Below are 14,226 nucleotides of genomic sequence, written 5' to 3' on the forward strand. Positions count from 1 at the left end.
AACCCCGGGCGAACCGTCACCCGGGGTTCATCTCAGGCCTTTCCCAGCCGGTTCGCCGTGTGCACGGCCCGCAGGACCGCCGCCGCCTTGTTGCGGCACTCGGTGTCCTCGGCGACCGGGTCGGAGTCGGCGACGATGCCCGCCCCGGCCTGCACGTACGCGGTGCCGTCGTGCAGGAGGGCGGTGCGGATGGCGATGGCGGTGTCGGAGTCGCCGGCGAAGTCGAGGTAGCCGACGCAGCCGCCGTAGAGCCCGCGCCGGAACGGTTCGAGTTCGTCGATGATCTGCATGGCGCGGGGCTTCGGGGCGCCGGAGAGCGTGCCGGCCGGGAAGCAGGCGGTGAGGACGTCGAAGGCGGTGCGGCCCCGGGCGACGCGGCCGGTCACCGTCGAGACGATGTGCATCACGTGCGAGTACCGCTCGACGGACATGAAGTCCACGACCTCGACCGAACCGGGCTCGCAGACCCGCCCCAGGTCGTTGCGGCCCAGGTCGACCAGCATGAGGTGCTCGGCGCGCTCCTTGGGGTCGGCGAGCAGCTCCTCGGCGAGGGCCTGGTCCTCCTGGGGGGTGGCGCCGCGCCAGCGGGTGCCGGCGATGGGGTGGACCATGGCCCGGCCGTCCTCCACCTTGACCAGGGCCTCGGGGGACGAGCCGACGACGTCGAACCCGTCGAAACGGAACAGGTACATGTACGGGGACGGGTTGGTCGCCCGCAGGACCCGGTAGACGTCCAGCGCGCTCGCCGTGCACGGCGTCTCGAAGCGCTGGGAGGGGACCACCTGGAAGGCCTCACCGGCCCGGATGCGCTCCTTGATGTCCTCGACGGCCACCTGGAAGTCGGGACCGCCCCACAGCGCGGTGTACTCGGGGAGCTCGGAGGGCGGGAGCACGGCCGGGGGCTGGGCGACCGGGCGGGAGAGGTCGGCCTCCATGGCGTCGAGGCGGGCCACGGCGTCGGCGTGGGCCTCGTCGACGCCCGTGTCCAGGTCGTTGTGGTTGATCGCGTTGGCGATCAGCAGGACCGAGCCCTCCCAGTGGTCCATGACGGCCAGGTCGCTGGTGAGGAGCATGGTCAGCTCGGGCAGCTTCAGGTCGTCGCGCTCGCCGGGGCCGATCTTCTCCAGGCGGCGGACGATGTCGTAGCCGAGGTAGCCGACCATGCCGCCGGTGAAGGGCGGCATGCCGTCCTGGTGGGGCGTGTGCAGGGCTTCGATGGTGGCGCGCAGGGCGGCGAGCGGGTCGCCGTCGGTGGGGACGCCGACGGGCGGGGCGCCGAGCCAGTGGGCCTGCCCGTCGCGTGCGGTCAGCGTGGCCGCCGACCGCACGCCCACGAAGGAGTACCGGGACCACGAGCGGCCGTTCTCCGCGGACTCCAGCAGGAAGGTGCCGGGGCGCTCGGCGGCGAGCTTGCGGTAGAGCGCGACCGGGGTGTCACCGTCGGCGAGGAGCTTGCGGGTGACGGGGATGACCCGCCGGTCGGTGGCGAGCTTGCGGAAGGTCTCGAGGTCCATGGCCGCTGACCTTACTGATCCGGGGCGGGGCGGCCGGAGCCGCCGTCCTTGAGGAGCACGTCCTCGTCGAAACAGGTGCGGGCGCCGGTGTGGCAGGCGGCGCCGACCTGGTCCACCTTGACGAGCACGGTGTCGGCGTCGCAGTCCAGGGCGACGGACTTCACCCACTGGAAGTGGCCGGAGGTGTCGCCCTTGACCCAGTACTCCCGGCGGCTGCGCGACCAGTAGGTGCACCGGCCGGTTGTGAGGGTGCGATGCAGCGCCTCGTCGTCCATCCAGCCGAGCATCAGCACCTCTCCGGTGTCGTACTGCTGGGCGATGGCGGGCAGGAGGCCGTCGGCACTGCGCTTGAGGCGCGCGGCGATCTCCGGGTCGAGGCGACTGGATGGGCTGGTCATGCCGACCATTGTGCCGCGCGCCACGGACGGGTCCGGTGGAGTGTCCACTGGGCGGACCGTGGGGCCGGTCGTAGGCTGGGCGGCATGTCGACCCATGCCAAGCGTGAACGACTCCTCCTCGCCGACCTGTTGGAGACCGCGGGCCCGGACGCGCCCACCCTGTGCGAGGGCTGGACGACCCTGGACCTCGCCGCGCACGTGGTGGTGCGCGAGCGCCGCCCGGACGCCGCCGGCGGAATACTGATCAAGCAGCTCGCGCCGCGCCTGGACAAGGTGATGGCGGAGTACACCGACAAGCCGTACGAGGAGCTGATCCAGCTCATCCGTACGGGCCCGCCGCGTTTCTCGCCCTTCTCCCTCAAGCCGGTCGACGAGGCGTCGAACATCATCGAGTTCTACGTCCACACCGAGGACGTCCGCCGTGCCCAGCCCGACTGGTCGCCCCGCGACCTCGACCCGGTCTTCCAGGACGCCCTGTGGGCCCGTCTGGAGCGCACCGCCCGCCTGATGGGCCGCGGCGTCCCGACGGGTCTGGTCCTGCGCCGCCCCGACGGCCAGACGGCGGTCGCCCACCGCGGCACCCCGGTGGTCACGGTGACCGGAGAGCCGTCCGAACTGGTCCTGTTCTGCTACGGCCGCCAGAGCGCGGCCAAGGTCGACCTGGACGGCGACGAGAACGCGATCGCGAAGCTGCACGAGACGAAACAGCTCGGCATCTGAGCGGCATGCGGGAGCCCCGGCCGCAGCGCGCGACCGGGGCTCCCGCCCGCAGGTGTCACCGCACCGGGTGACCCGCCCCCCGCAGCGTCTCCTTGACCTCGCCGATGCGCAGGTCGCCGAAGTGGAACACCGACGCGGCCAGCACCGCGTCCGCACCGGCCGCGACGGCCGGAGGGAAGTCGGTGAGCCGGCCGGCGCCGCCCGAGGCGATGACCGGGACCGTGACGTGCCCCCGGACGGCCCGGATCATCTCCAGGTCGTAGCCGTCCTTGGTGCCGTCCGCGTCCATCGAGTTGAGCAGGATCTCGCCCGCACCGAGCTCGGCGGCCTCGTGGGCCCATTCGACGGCGTCGATGCCGGTGCCTTTGCGGCCGCCGTGGGTGGTGACCTCGAAGGAGCCCGACTCGGTGCGGCGGGCGTCCACCGACAGGACCAGGACCTGGCGGCCGAAGCGCTCGGCGATCTCGCGGATCAGCTCCGGGCGGGCGATGGCGGCGGTGTTGACGCCGACCTTGTCCGCGCCCGCGCGCAGCAGCTTGTCCACGTCCTCGGCCGTACGGACGCCGCCGCCGACCGTGAGCGGGATGAACACCTGCTCGGCGGTGCGCCGCACCACGTCGTACGTGGTCTCGCGGTTGCCCGACGAGGCGGTGATGTCCAGGAACGTCAGCTCGTCGGCGCCCTCGGCGTCGTACACCTTGGCCATCTCGACGGGGTCGCCCGCGTCGCGCAGGTTCTGGAAGTTGACGCCCTTGACGACCCGGCCGTTGTCCACGTCCAGGCAGGGGATGACTCGGACCGCCAGGGTCATGAAATCCTGCTCCTCTGGTGTTCCTCTGAGGGTGTCCCTCTGAATGCTTCCACTTCCACCGACACCAGGACCCGGGAGTCCATGAAGCCCTGCACGATCAGCAGGGTCGTGACCGGGCGTACGGCGTCGAACATCTCCTTGTGCGCCCGGCCCACGGCGTCGACGTCCCGGGCGTGTGCCAGGCACACACGGGTGCGGATCACGGACTCGGGTGCGAGCCCGAACTCGGCGATCGCCTCCAGGGCGGTGGTGAAGGCCACCTTGGCCTGCTCGTACGGGTCGCCCTCGCCGTAGAGCACGTCGCCCTTGAAGGCGGTCGTGCCCGCGACCAGCACACGGTCGCCCGCCGCGACGGCGCGTGCAAAACCGAAGGACTCTTCCCAGGGACTTCCGCTCTGCACACGCCGCACGGTCATGACGACACAGCCTCCAAGGCTTCTTCCAGGGTGAACGCCTTCGCGTACAGCGCCTTCCCGACGATGGCCCCCTCGACACCGAGCGGGACGAGTTCGGCGATGGCCCGCAGGTCGTCGAGCGAGGAGACCCCACCGGAGGCCACGACCGGGCGGTCGGTGGCGGCGCACACGTTGCGCAGCAGTTCCAGGTTCGGGCCCTGGAGGGTGCCGTCCTTGGCGATGTCGGTGACGACGTACCGTGCGCAGCCCTCCTTGTCGAGGCGCTCCAGCGTCTCGTAGAGGTCGCCGCCGTCGCGGGTCCAGCCGCGGCCGCGCAGGGTCGTGCCGCGGACGTCGAGACCCACCGCGATCTTGTCGCCGTGCTCGGCGATGACCTTGGCGACCCACTCGGGGGTCTCCAGGGCGGCCGTGCCCAGGTTGACGCGCTTGCAGCCGGTGGCGAGGGCGGCGGCGAGGGTGTCGTCGTCGCGGATGCCGCCGGACAGCTCCACCTTGATGTCCATGGCCCGGGCGACCTCGGCGATCAGCTCGCGGTTGTTCCCGGTGCCGAACGCGGCGTCCAGGTCGACCAGGTGCAGCCACTCGGCGCCGGAGCGCTGCCAGGCGAGGGCGGCCTCCAGCGGGGAGCCGTAGGAGGTCTCCGAGCCGGACTCGCCGTGCACCAGGCGGACGGCCTGGCCGTCACGGACGTCGACGGCGGGGAGGAGTTCGAGCTTGCTCACAGGGTTCCGATCCAGTTGGTGAGGAGCTGGGCTCCGGCGTCGCCGGACTTCTCGGGGTGGAACTGCGTGGCCCACAGGGCGCCGTTCTCGACGGCCGCGACGAACGGCTTGCCGTGCGTGGCCCAGGTGACCTTGGGGGCCGTCATCGCCGGGTTGTGCGTCTCCAGCGACCAGTCGTGGACGGCGTAGGAGTGCACGAAGTAGAAGCGGGCGTCCGCGTCCAGGCCGGCGAACAGCTGCGAGCCGGGCGCCGCCTCGACGGTGTTCCAGCCCATGTGCGGCACGATCTCGGCCTGGAGCGGCTCGACGGAGCCGGGCCACTCGTCGAGGCCCTCGCTCTCCACACCGTGCTCGATGCCGCGCGCGAAGAGGATCTGCATGCCGACGCAGATGCCCATGACCGGGCGGCCGCCGGACAGCCGGCGGTCGACGATCCAGTCGCCGCGCGCCTGGCGCAGGCCCGTCATGCAGGAGGCGAAGGCGCCGACGCCCGGCACCAGCAGGCCGTCGGCGTTCAGGGCCTTGTCGTAGTCACGTGTGATCTCGACGTCGGCTCCGGCACGGGCCAGGGCACGCTCGGCGGAACGGACGTTGCCGAAGCCGTAGTCGAAGACGACGACCTTCTTCTGCGTCTTCAGGGGGTTGCTCAATTCCACACCTCCAGCCTCACGACACCGGCCGCCAGGCACATCGCGGCGCCGATGGACAGCAGCACGATCAAACCCTTGGGCATCTTCTGCTTGACGAAGGAGTAGATCCCGCCGGCGAGGAAGAGGCCGACGACGATCAGCAGGGTCGAGATGCCGTTCACAGGGCGCCCTTCGTGGAGGGGAGGATGCCGGCCGCGCGCGGGTCGCGCTCGGACGCGTAACGCAGGGCCCGGGCGAGCGCCTTGAACTGGCACTCCACGATGTGGTGCGCGTTGCGCCCGTAGGGCACGTGCACGTGCAGCGCGATCTGGGCCTGGGCCACGAAGGACTCCAGGATGTGCCGGGTCATGGTGGTGTCGTACTCGCCGATCATCGGCGCCATCTTCTCGGGCTCGGTGTGCACGAGGTAGGGGCGGCCGGACAGGTCGACGGTGACCTGGGCGAGGGACTCGTCCAGCGGGACCGTGCAGTTGCCGAAGCGGTAGATGCCCACCTTGTCGCCGAGGGCCTGCTTGAAGGCGGCGCCGAGGGCGAGGGCGGTGTCCTCGATGGTGTGGTGCGAGTCGATGTGCAGATCGCCCTCGGTCTTCACGGTCAGGTCGAACAGACCGTGCCGGCCGAGCTGGTCGAGCATGTGGTCGTAGAAGCCGACGCCGGTCTTGATGTCGGTCTTCCCGGTGCCGTCGAGGTCGATCTCGACGAGGACCGAGGTCTCCTTGGTCACCCGCTCTGTGCGGCCTACGCGGCTCATGCGCTCTGCTCCTTCTTCAGTTCACGGACCGCGTCGAGGAACGCGTCGTTCTCTTCGGGGGTCCCGGCGGTGACCCGGAGCCAGCCGGGCACACCGTTGTCCCGGACCAGGACGCCCCGGTCGAGGATCTTCCGCCAGGTCTCGTGGGAGTCCTCGAACCGGCCGAACTGCACGAAGTTCGCGTCCGAAGCGGTCACCTCGTAGCCGATCGCGAGCAGTTCGGTGACCAGGCGGTCCCGTTCTCTCTTGAGCTGCTCGACGTAGCCCAGCAGCGTGCCGGTGTGCTCCAGGGCGGCCAGGGCGGTCGCCTGGGTGACGGCCGACAGGTGGTAGGGCAGCCGGACCAGCTGGACGGCGTCGACGACGGCCGGGTGCGCGGCGAGGTAGCCCAGGCGCAGGCCCGCCGCGCCGAACGCCTTCGACATCGTGCGGGAGACGACGAGGTTCGGGCGGCCCTCCAGCAGCGGCAGCAGCGAGTCGCCGTGGCTGAACTCGATGTACGCCTCGTCGACCACCACCATGGACGGCTTCGCCGCCTGCGCGGCCTCGTACAGCGCGAGGACCGTCTCGGGCGGGACGGCGGTGCCCGTGGGGTTGTTGGGGGTGGTGACGAAGACGACGTCCGGCCGGTGCTCGGCGATGGCCTTCTCCGCCGCCGCGAGGTCGATCGTGAAGTCGTCGTTGCGGGGGCCGGAGATCCAGCCGGTGCCGGTGCCGCGCGAGATGAGGCCGTGCATCGAGTACGACGGCTCGAAGCCGATCGCGGTGCGGCCCGGCCCGCCGAAGGTCTGCAGCAACTGCTGGATGACCTCGTTGGAGCCGTTGGCCGCCCAGACGTTGGCGACGCCGACTTCGTGGCCGGACGTGTCCGTCAGGTACGTCGCCAGCCGCGTGCGCAGCTCGACCGCGTCCCGGTCGGGGTAGCGGTTGAGGTTCCGGGCCGCCTCACGGACCCGCTCGGCGATCCGCTCGACCAGCGGCTCGGGCAGCGGGTAGGGGTTCTCGTTGGTGTTCAGCCGTACGGGGACGTCCAGCTGGGGCGCGCCGTAGGGGGACTTGCCGCGCAGCTCGTCCCGTACGGGGAGATCGTCGATGCCTGTCACTTGCCCTGCGGAACCTTCCAGTCGAACCTCGCCTTGATCGCCGCGCCGTGCGCCGGCAGGTCCTCCGCCTCCGCCAGCGTCACCACGTGGTGCGCGACCTCGGCCAGCGCGTCACGCGTGTAGTCGACGATGTGGATGCCGCGCAGGAAGGACTGGACGGACAGACCGGAGGAGTGGCAGGCGCAGCCGCCGGTGGGCAGCACGTGGTTGGAGCCGGCCGCGTAGTCGCCGAGGGAGACCGGGGCCCAGGGGCCGACGAAGATCGCGCCGGCGTTCCTGACGCGATCGGCCACGGCGGCGGCGTCGGCCGTCTGGATCTCCAGGTGCTCGGCGCCGTACGCGTCGACCACCCTCAGGCCCTCGTCGATGCCGTCGACCAGCACGATCGCGGACTGCCTGCCGGACAGGGCCGGGACGATCCGGTCGTCGATGTGCCGGGTGGCCGCGACCTGCGGCTCGAGCTCCTTCTCGACGGCGTCGGCGAGTTCGACGGAGTCCGTGACCAGGACGGCGGCGGCCAGCGGGTCGTGCTCGGCCTGGCTGATCAGGTCGGAGGCGACGTGCACCGGGTCGGCCGTGTCGTCGGCGAGGACGGCGATCTCGGTCGGGCCGGCTTCGGCGTCGATGCCGATCTTGCCGGTGAAGTAGCGCTTGGCGGCGGCGACCCAGATGTTGCCGGGGCCGGTGACCATGTTCGCGGGCGCGCAGGACTCGGTGCCGTGGGCGAACATCGCCACGGCGGTGGCGCCGCCGGCCGCGTACACCTCGTCGACGCCGAGCAGCGCGCAGGCGGCGAGGATCGTCGGGTGCGGCAGGCCGCCGAAGTCGGCCTGGGCGGGCGAGGCGAGCGCGATGGACTCGACGCCGGCCTCCTGTGCGGGCACCACGTTCATGATCACGGAGGACGGGTACACGGACCGGCCGCCGGGCGCGTAGAGCCCCACGCGGTCGACCGGGACCCACTTCTCGGTCACGGTGCCACCGGGCACGACCTGGGTGGTGTGGGTCTCACGGCGCTGCTCGCGGTGGACGACGCGGGCGCGGCGGACGGACTCCTCCAAGGCCGCGCGCACGGCCGGGTCGAGCTCCTCCAGCGCGCGGGTGAGCGCGGCGGCCGGCACCCGCACCTGGTCGAGCCGGACCCCGTCGAACCGCTCGGCGGCGTCGATCAGCGCCGCGTCGCCCCGATGATGCACGTCCTCGCAGAGGGGGCGCACCTTCTCGAGGGCGGCCGCTACGTCGAAGTCGGCTCGGGGCAGCAGGTCACGCAGGGCGGGGCCCTCGGGGAGGGCGTCGCCACGCAGATCGATTCGGGAGATCACGTGCTCAATTCTCTCAGACCCCGGTGAGGCGCCGTGCGCGCGTATCAATGGCTGATACAGAGAGCCACGCGAACCCGGAAGCTCCCCTTCACCCACTGCTTTCAGGGCGTCACCCAGCGGGCATGAACTGTTGTACGAAGGAACCAACCCGCGAGTACCTGGGGAGGAAGGAAGCGCTGTGACCGAGGGGGCCGGCGTCCGTGCCGGGGATCTGCCCGACGACCTGACCGCGGCCGAGGCCGGCATGTGGCAGGCCTTCCGCAACGGCACCGTGTACGACCTGAGCAGCGGCGACGCCGTGGCGGACGATCCGTACGGCGGCCATCCGTGGGGCGAGGAGCGGACCGTACGGGCCCGGATCGTGTGCTGGCTGCTCCTGGACGGCCCGCCCGCCCTGGCCGGCCGCGTGTCCTCGCTGAAGCTCGTCGGCGTGCAGGTCAGCGGCTCGCTGGACCTCGCGGGCGGCACGGTGGTGCCGTACGTCGAGATGCGCCGGTGCCGGTTCGAGCAGGACGTGCTGCTGCCGGAGGCGCACTTCACGACCCTGCGGATGGTGGACTGCTCGGTGCCGCGGCTGGAGGCGGCCCGGGTGCACACCGAGGGGGATCTGCATCTGCCGCGCTGCCGCTTCCACCACGGCATCCGGCTCACGGACGCGCAGATCGGCACGGACCTGATGCTCAACCAGGCCATCGTGCACCGGGACCGCAGCGGCCGGTCGATCGCCGCGGACGGCCTGACCGTCGGCCAGGACTTACAGGCCGAGCTGCTGGAGTCGCACGGCGAGCTGAGCCTGCGCGCGGCCACCATCGGCGTCTCCCTGAGCCTGCGCGGGGCGCGCCTGTCCAACCCCTTCGAGCGGCTCGCGCTGAACGCCCCGCAGCTGACCGTCGAGCGCAGTCTGTACCTCACCCCGGCGGGGGTCGGCGCCCAGGCGATGAGCGGCATGACCCCGGCCCGCGGGACACGCATCCAGCGCTTCGCGTGCGAGGGCGGGATCCGGCTGGACGACGGCCGGTTCGGCGACGCCGTCGACTTCGAGCAGGCCCGGTTCACCCTCACCGACGACCAGGAGCTGTCGCTGCGCCGGCTGCAGACGCCGGAGCTGCGGTTCCTCGGGGAGCAGCCGGCGCGCGGGCGGGTGGTGCTCTCGGGGGCGAAAGTCATCAACCTGATGGACCGGGCGGACGCCTGGCCCGGCCCCGGGCGGCTGCACATGGGCGGATTCGCCTACGAGTTCCTCGTACCGCGCGGACCGTTCCCGCTGGCGGAGCGGCTGGACTGGGTGGCGGCGGCGACCGCCGAGTACAACCCGGAGCCGTACGAGCGGCTCGCGGCCGTGCTGCGGGCCGGCGGGGAGGACGAGGACGCCCGCGAGGTGCTGCTCGCCAAGCAGCGCCGGCATCGCGAGAGCCTGCCGATGGCGGCCAAGCTGTGGGGCTACGCGCAGGACTGGACGGTCGCCTACGGGTACCGGCCGGGCCGGGCCGCGGTGTGGATGGCGGTGCTGTGGGCGGCGGGCTCGTTCGCCTTCGCGCAGGCCGGCCATCCGCCGATGAAGCGGGGCGAGCATCCGGAGTGGAACCCCACGCTCTTCACCCTCGATCTGCTGCTGCCGGTGATCGACCTGGGTCAGGTGGGCTTCTGGCAGCTGCGCGGGGCCTGGCAGTGGCTGGCGACGGCGATGATCCTGCTGGGCTGGATCCTTGCGACGACGGTGGCGGCGGGTGCGACGCGGCTGCTGCGGCGCAACTGATGGTGCTGCTGTGACCAAAGTTGTCGAACTGTCACGACTTTACGTTCTCTTGACCATCGGACGTACAACTTTCCGCAGGTTCAATGAACACTCTGGCGCCGTGATGACCAGCCGACTTTCAATGGTCGGCACCATGGCAATGCAGCTCCCGTTCATCCGCCCGAGCCGGATGGCAAGGACCGCCCCCCACCTCGTCGGCGAGCCGTACGCCGACGACGAGGTGCTGCTCGACGCGCCCGACGCCCGGCTGAGTCCGGCGCTGGTCGCCGCCGCCCGGGGCGACCACGGGCCGGCCGCCACCCTCCTGCTGGCGACCCGCGCGGCCGCCGAGTGGGAGCGGCGCGACCGGTACGTGACCCGGCTGGCCGCCTTCGCGCGCTCGCGGCCCGAGTGGCTGGACGCCTGGCTCGCCACCGCCCCGCAGGACCCCGACGCCCTGCTGGTCGGTGCCCAGCTGGCGGTGGACCGCGCCTGGCAGTCGCCGGCCCGGGCCGAACTGCTGCGCGAGGTCAGCCCGCTGATCACGGCCGCGGCCCGGGGCGACCAGCGGGACCCGGTGCCGTGGCGTCTCGCACTCGACCACGCCCGGGGCGCCCAGGCCGGGCACACGTACTTCGAGGAGCTGTGGGCGGCGGCCGTACGCCGTGCCCCGCACCACTACGGCTGCCATGTGGCGGCCCTGCGCTACCTGGCCACCTACTGGCACGGTTCGCACCACGAGTGCTTCGACTTCGCCGACCGGGCCGCGCAGGACGCTCCCGCCGGCGCACTCGTCCAGGCCCTTCCGCTGCGGGCGGCCTTCGGCTACCTCACCGACGGCTGCGGGCCCGAGGTGCCGCGCGAGCGGCTGGACGCGGCCGCCGACCGGGCCATCGCGCTGTCCCCCCGGCTGCCGGCGGCCGACCCCTGGCCGGCCCGGATGCGGAACCTGCTGATCTTCGTCCTGGTGCGCCTGGAGCGCTGGCCGGACGCCACCGAACAGCTGCGCCTGAACGGCCCGTACGCCACCTCCTTCCCCTGGGACCAGGTGTCGGACGACCCGCTCGGCCACTTCCTGCGGGTCCGCGACGACATCCGGGTCGCGACGGCCTCGGACCCGTCCTGGCATCCACGGAGTGAACGGGGCGGACGAGTCGGTCCCGGCGACCATTAGGCTTTTGCGTCGTGACCACCGTCCGGCTCCCCCTCTTCCCCCTGAACTCGGTGCTGTTCCCGGGGCTCGTGCTCCCGCTCAACGTCTTCGAGGAGCGGTATCGCGCCATGATGCGCGAACTGCTGAAGACACCGGAGGACGAGCCGCGCCGGTTCGCCGTCGTGGCGATCCGCGACGGCCACGAGGTGGCCCCGACCGCGCCCGGCATGCCCGACCCGACGGCCCTGCCCGAGCGGGGGCCGGCTGCCGGTTTCGGCACGGACCCGGCCAAGGCGTTCCACAAGGTCGGCTGCATCGCCGACGCGGCGACGATCCGGGAGCGCACCGACGGTTCCTTCGAGGTGCTGGCGACCGGCACCACCCGGGTGAAGCTGCTGTCGGTCGAGGCGTCCGGGCCCTTCCTGACGGCCGAGCTGGAGCCGCTGGAGGAGGAACCGGGCGACGAGGCCGCGCCGTTGGCCGAGGGGGTGCTGCGGTCCTTCCGCCAGTACCAGAAGCGGCTGGCCGGGGCGCGGGAACGCTCCCTGGCGACGGGGGCCGACCTTCCGGACGAGCCGGGCGTGGTGTCGTACCTGGTGGCGGCGGCGATAATGCTGGACACCCCGACCAAGCAGCGCCTGCTCCAGGCCCCCGACACCGCTTCCCGCCTGCGCGACGAGCTGAAACTCCTTCGCTCCGAGACGGCGATCATCCGTAGTCTGCCGTCGTTGCCGGCGTCGGAGCTGACGCGCGGCCCGATGAGCCTCAACTGAGCGGACCGGCATGGCGAAGAAGTCGAAGAAGCAGCAACAGGCGGGCGGCACCCCCGCGACGGTGGCCCTCACGGCGGCGGGCGCGGCGTACACGGTCCACGCCTACGACCACGACCCGGCGCACCCCTCCTACGGCGAGGAGGCGGCCGAGGCGATGGGTGTCTGTCCGGAACGCGTCTTCAAGACCCTGGTCGCGGACGTCGACGGCGCCCTGACGGTCGCGGTGGTCCCGGTGGCGGGCCAGCTGGACCTGAAGGCCCTGGCAGCGGCAGTCGGCGGCAAGCGCGCGACGATGGCCGACCCGACCCTGGCGGAACGCACGACGGGCTATGTCCGGGGCGGCATCTCGCCCCTGGGCCAGCGCAAGAGGCTGCCGACGGTCCTGGACGCGTCGGCGTCGGCGCACGCGACGATCTGTGTGTCGGCGGGCAGGAGGGGCCTGGAGGTGGAGCTCGCCCCGGAGGACCTGCGGAAACTGACGGAGGCGGTCCTGGCGCCTATCGGCCGTTAGCGGCAGGCGGCGGTCCCTCGTACGGCCCGGCCGCGTACTCCGGCTCCGGATCCCGGGGCCCGAACAACGCCATGAGCCCGAGATGCAGCACCAACGCGGCCAGCGGCCAGGCCAGCAGCGCCCCCTTCGCGCCCAGCTTCAGCGGCGCGGAGAACGTCACCCCCCGCCCCACTTCCCGCGCGTGCGCGATCACGTCCTGCTCGGGGCCGAGCCACACCCCGACCCGCCAGGCGAGCAACGAGCCGAGCAGCCCGCCCAGGGCCAGCCCCACCACCAGCGGCACACCTCCGCGCCGCCGCAGCAGGAAGACGATCAGCGCGCTCACGACCCCGAACCCCAGGCCGAGCAGCGTGAACGTGCCGTCGACACCGATGGCCTGCTCCCCCTCGGTGTCCTTGAGGTAGACGACCCAGTTCTTCTCCACCACGTCACCGACCAGCGGCACGTGCGGTGCGAGCCACCACCACAGCACTCCGAGCAGCACCCCGCCGAGCGCCACGGCCACCGCGATCACGGCGGCCTCCCGCAGTTCCGTCCTCATCCCGGGGCCGTCCTGTCCGTACCAGCCGTGCCCGGCGTACTCGGCGTGCTGGGACCCGGGAGCCTGAGGCCCGGCGGCCGGCGGCTGCCACGAACCCTGTGCGGACTGTTCATGCGGCGGCGGTGGCGGAGTCAGTGGTGCGGTCACCCTGCCATCGTGCCAGGCCCGCTGGTGTGCCGCGTCACCGGACGATCGCTCCGCGCTCACCGGACGGCCGCCCGGCGGTACGCCCAGGTCGCCACGGCCAGCGAGACGACGCCCACGGCCGCGCACACGGCGAGGTCACCGAGGACGAAGGCCCAGTCGGGGTGCGGCCCGAACGTCCGCGCGAAGGCCTCCACGCCGTACGTCGACGGCAGCAGGTCCCGCGTGAAGCGCACGACCTCCGGCATCCGGTCCGCCGGCAGCACGCCCAGCAGCAGCGCCGCCGACATGCCCAGCTGCCCCAGCAGCGTGGCCAGTTCCGGCCGGGGCGCGAGCAGCCCCAGCGCCGCACCGAGCCCGGCGAGCGCGGCGCCCGCGAGCGGGATCACCGCCAGCAGGATCCACAGGTGGGCCATCGGCAGCCCGAACAGCACACAGCCGAAGACCGCCGTCACGACGGTCCCGGGCACGGTGAACGAGGCGTACGCGCCCGCCGCGCCCAGCACCACGGCCGCCGGCGGCACCGGCAGCGTCGCGTAGTGGTCGAGTCCGCCGCTGGCCCGCAGCTGCCCGAAGTACTGCGCGAGCAGGTTCAGCGCGACGAAGGCGACCACCAGGACCGACGACCCGGCGACGACGGCCTGCGCCTCCGCCCCGTCGTCCACGACCCCGCGCATCAGGATCATGATCCCGATCGACTGGAAGGTCGCCACGAACAGCAGCGGGATCCGCGCCACCCTCGCCCGGGACAGCTGAGCCCGGTACACGGCCGCCAGCGACGGCCACAGCCGCGCCCGAGGTCCGAGCTCGGCCGCGCCCACGGCGGGCTCGTCCACGGCCAGGGCACTGCCCGGCAGGACATCGGCGGGTACGACACTCACGTCGCGCTGCTCCCCTTCGCTCGGGTCCACTGCGGCAGTCGCCTGTTCGATACGGATGCGGCGGCCGGTGTGCTCACGGCC

General features: G+C 72.2%; 17 protein-coding genes. 5 read left to right on the top strand and 12 right to left on the bottom strand.

Features of this window, described 5'->3' with window-relative positions; genetic code table 11:
- Positions 1–32: 32 nt before the first annotated feature.
- Together ACIRDU_RS01550 and hisI are read right to left on the bottom strand one after the other, a co-directional pair.
- Positions 33–1,514, bottom strand: a complete 1,482-nt coding sequence (locus ACIRDU_RS01550; protein WP_403572862.1) for an anthranilate synthase component I — start codon at positions 1,512–1,514, stop codon at positions 33–35.
- A gap of 11 nt (positions 1,515–1,525) precedes the next feature.
- Positions 1,526–1,921, bottom strand: coding sequence for a phosphoribosyl-AMP cyclohydrolase (gene hisI / locus ACIRDU_RS01555; protein ID WP_403575085.1), 396 nt, complete (start codon positions 1,919–1,921; stop codon positions 1,526–1,528).
- A 75-nt stretch (positions 1,922–1,996) separates the two neighbouring features.
- On the opposite strand from hisI, the gene ACIRDU_RS01560 reads away from it, so the two are divergent.
- Positions 1,997–2,632 (top strand): TIGR03085 family metal-binding protein, encoded by a 636-nt coding sequence (locus tag ACIRDU_RS01560; RefSeq protein WP_403572864.1) that lies wholly within the window; start codon positions 1,997–1,999, stop codon positions 2,630–2,632.
- Positions 2,633–2,687: 55 nt separating this feature from the next.
- Here ACIRDU_RS01560 and hisF read toward each other — a convergent pair whose 3' ends face one another.
- From hisF to hisD, 8 genes are read right to left on the bottom strand one after another with little or no spacing between them, the layout of a single operon-like run.
- Entirely contained in the window at positions 2,688–3,443 is a 756-nt protein-coding gene (gene hisF / locus ACIRDU_RS01565; RefSeq protein ID WP_403572867.1) for an imidazole glycerol phosphate synthase subunit HisF, read from the bottom strand.
- Positions 3,440–3,859, bottom strand: coding sequence for a RidA family protein (locus ACIRDU_RS01570; protein WP_403572870.1), 420 nt, complete (start codon positions 3,857–3,859; stop codon positions 3,440–3,442). Before ACIRDU_RS01570 ends, hisF begins: the two co-directional genes overlap by 4 nt.
- Positions 3,856–4,581 (bottom strand): bifunctional 1-(5-phosphoribosyl)-5-((5-phosphoribosylamino)methylideneamino)imidazole-4-carboxamide isomerase/phosphoribosylanthranilate isomerase PriA, encoded by a 726-nt coding sequence (gene priA / locus ACIRDU_RS01575; protein ID WP_403572872.1) that lies wholly within the window; start codon positions 4,579–4,581, stop codon positions 3,856–3,858. The genes ACIRDU_RS01570 and priA overlap by 4 nt, the downstream gene beginning before the upstream one ends.
- Positions 4,578–5,219, bottom strand: coding sequence for an imidazole glycerol phosphate synthase subunit HisH (gene hisH, locus ACIRDU_RS01580; RefSeq protein ID WP_403575088.1), 642 nt, complete (start codon positions 5,217–5,219; stop codon positions 4,578–4,580). Before hisH ends, priA begins: the two co-directional genes overlap by 4 nt.
- Positions 5,220–5,227: 8 nt before the next feature.
- Complete coding sequence (locus tag ACIRDU_RS01585; RefSeq protein ID WP_184982776.1) at positions 5,228–5,392, bottom strand: hypothetical protein; 165 nt, start codon at positions 5,390–5,392, stop codon at positions 5,228–5,230.
- A complete protein-coding gene (gene hisB / locus ACIRDU_RS01590) occupies positions 5,389–5,982 on the bottom strand; it encodes an imidazoleglycerol-phosphate dehydratase HisB (RefSeq protein ID WP_031107372.1) in 594 nt (197 codons plus the stop codon). The genes ACIRDU_RS01585 and hisB overlap by 4 nt, the downstream gene beginning before the upstream one ends.
- Positions 5,979–7,085, bottom strand: a complete 1,107-nt coding sequence (locus ACIRDU_RS01595; RefSeq protein WP_403572876.1) for a histidinol-phosphate transaminase — start codon at positions 7,083–7,085, stop codon at positions 5,979–5,981. Before ACIRDU_RS01595 ends, hisB begins: the two co-directional genes overlap by 4 nt.
- Positions 7,082–8,407 (bottom strand): histidinol dehydrogenase, encoded by a 1,326-nt coding sequence (gene hisD, locus ACIRDU_RS01600; RefSeq protein WP_403572879.1) that lies wholly within the window; start codon positions 8,405–8,407, stop codon positions 7,082–7,084. The genes ACIRDU_RS01595 and hisD overlap by 4 nt, the downstream gene beginning before the upstream one ends.
- A gap of 178 nt (positions 8,408–8,585) precedes the next feature.
- Here hisD and ACIRDU_RS01605 point away from each other — a divergent pair, with 178 nt between their 5' ends.
- From ACIRDU_RS01605 to ybaK, 4 genes are all read left to right on the top strand, one after another.
- Positions 8,586–10,163, top strand: a complete 1,578-nt coding sequence (locus tag ACIRDU_RS01605; protein ID WP_403572882.1) for an oxidoreductase — start codon at positions 8,586–8,588, stop codon at positions 10,161–10,163.
- Between the two features lie 121 nt (positions 10,164–10,284).
- Complete coding sequence (locus tag ACIRDU_RS01610; protein ID WP_403575091.1) at positions 10,285–11,316, top strand: hypothetical protein; 1,032 nt, start codon at positions 10,285–10,287, stop codon at positions 11,314–11,316.
- Between the two features lie 11 nt (positions 11,317–11,327).
- Positions 11,328–12,068 carry an LON peptidase substrate-binding domain-containing protein gene (locus ACIRDU_RS01615; protein WP_403572885.1) on the top strand — a complete coding sequence of 247 codons (741 nt, stop codon included), beginning with the start codon at positions 11,328–11,330 and terminating at the stop codon, positions 12,066–12,068.
- Between the two features lie 10 nt (positions 12,069–12,078).
- On the top strand, positions 12,079–12,579 hold the full coding sequence (gene ybaK, locus ACIRDU_RS01620) for a Cys-tRNA(Pro) deacylase (RefSeq protein ID WP_403572888.1): 501 nt from the start codon (positions 12,079–12,081) through the stop codon (positions 12,577–12,579).
- Here ybaK and ACIRDU_RS01625 read toward each other — a convergent pair.
- Positions 12,566–13,267, bottom strand: coding sequence for an AAA family ATPase (locus ACIRDU_RS01625; RefSeq protein WP_403572890.1), 702 nt, complete (start codon positions 13,265–13,267; stop codon positions 12,566–12,568). The two genes, ybaK and ACIRDU_RS01625, sit on opposite strands and share 14 nt — an antisense overlap.
- Positions 13,268–13,323: 56 nt before the next feature.
- Positions 13,324–14,145 (bottom strand): ABC transporter permease, encoded by an 822-nt coding sequence (locus tag ACIRDU_RS01630; protein WP_403572893.1) that lies wholly within the window; start codon positions 14,143–14,145, stop codon positions 13,324–13,326.
- Between the last annotated feature and the right edge of the window lie 81 nt (positions 14,146–14,226).

The sequence above is a fragment of the Streptomyces sp. NPDC093598 genome, from assembly GCF_044764825.1.
Taxonomy (GTDB): domain Bacteria; phylum Actinomycetota; class Actinomycetes; order Streptomycetales; family Streptomycetaceae; genus Streptomyces.